Source organism: Amycolatopsis sp. lyj-23, from assembly GCF_046549135.1.
Taxonomy (GTDB): Bacteria; Actinomycetota; Actinomycetes; order Mycobacteriales; family Pseudonocardiaceae; genus Amycolatopsis.
Genome location: NZ_JAJPWN010000047.1, coordinates 1 through 1,449, shown reverse-complemented (window position 1 = coordinate 1,449; position 1,449 = coordinate 1). Strand labels below are relative to the sequence as shown.

Genomic DNA, 1,449 nt, shown 5'->3' with positions numbered 1-1,449 from the left:
GGGGGGGGTGTCCCTATGTGGTTGTCAAGCCGCAGCGGGCGCGGGGTGTTGGTAGTGGGTGCCGTTGCGGAGCATGGCGTAGAGGACGTCGCAGCGGCGGCGGGCCAGGCAGATCAACGCGGCGTTGTGCTTCTTGCCCTCGGCCCTCTTCCTGTCGTAGTAGGTCCGGCTGGTCGGGTCGGATAACGAGGCGAAGGCGGCGAGGAAGAACGCGCGTTTGAGCTGGCGGTTGCCGGTCCGGGCTGGATGCTCACCTCTGATCGACGTGCCGGAGCTGCGGGTGACCGGGGCGATGCCGGCGTAGGCCGCCAGATGCCCCGAGCTGGCGAAGTTCGAGGCGTCCCCGACTTCGAGCAGGATGCGGGCTGCGGTCCTGACACCGATGCCGGGCATCGAGGTCAGGACCCCGGCAAGAGGGTGCGCATCGAGTATCCCCTCAACCTGCTCGGCAACGTGTTTTCGTTGCAGAAGCACAGTTTTCAGGCTGTCGGCCAGGCGCGGGAGGACGGTGTCGGCGGCGGCGGTGCCTGGGACGGTGACAGCCTGCTCGCCGAGCGCGGTCATGATCGCCTCAACCAGCCGCTCGCCCATGCGAGGCGCGTGGACTTTGGCGATCGCGGTCAGTTTGCGGCGGCCGGCCTTGGCGATCCCGGCCGGGCCGCCGCAGCGGGACAGGATTTCCAGCACCGCCGGGTGACTGACCTTGGGGCCGATGGCGTGTTCAAGAGCCGGGTGGATGCCGGTGAGCAAGCCGCGGATGCGGTTGCTGATCCGGGTCGCTTCGCCGGCCAGGTCGTCATCGAACCCGACCAGCACCTCCAGCTCGGCCAGGGTGTCGTCGCCGACGTCGACCGGCCGGAGTGTGTGCGGCAGGGAGCGGGCGGCGTCGGCGATGACGAACGCGTCCCGGGCATCGGTCTTGGCCCGACCTGGGTAGAGGTCGGCGATGCGGCGCATCGCCAGGCCGGGCAGGTAGGCGACCTGGTGCCCGGCGGCGCGGGCAACCGTGACCGGCAGCGCCCCGACTGTCGCGGGCTGGTCAACCACGACCAGCAACGTTCCGTGCCGGGCGAGCTTGTCGAACAAGGCTCGCAGCTTCGCTTCGCTGTTGGGAAGCGGTCCGTCATGCAGCCGTTTGCCGTCTGGGGCCAGACCGACCGCGTGATGCTCGCTTTTGCCGACGTCCAGGCCGAGGAACACCCCGAAACTGCTGCTCATCCACCAGCCGTTCGTTCGTCGCGACGTGATCACCGAGTCTGGCATCGATGGCCGGCACCCACGTTACGACGAGACCTACCCCAAGGTGGCCGTGTCCCTATCAGCGGTCCCTCGATGCCACCAGACCCGGTGACACCACCCCCCGGATCATGGGTTCGACTGGGGGCGTAAGTCATGCCGGGCCTGGTGACCACAACTCCCTGGTGGGAGCCACGAAAAAGGTAACGGGGG

Annotated in this window: 1 protein-coding gene; it reads right to left on the bottom strand. The window is 68.4% G+C overall.

Annotated features, from left to right (window positions below; translation table 11 throughout):
* Positions 1-24: 24 nt before the first annotated feature.
* Positions 25-1,218 carry an IS110 family transposase gene (locus tag ACLJPY_RS50090; protein WP_410598082.1) on the bottom strand — a complete coding sequence of 398 codons (1,194 nt, stop codon included), beginning with the start codon at positions 1,216-1,218 and terminating at the stop codon, positions 25-27.
* Positions 1,219-1,449 lie beyond the last annotated feature (231 nt).

Excerpts from the sequence above, each read along its gene's own strand:
- ACLJPY_RS50090 (WP_410598082.1), bottom strand. The coding sequence starts at position 1,218 with ATGAGCAGCAGTTTCGGGGTGTTCCTCGGCCTGGACGTCGGCAAAAGC.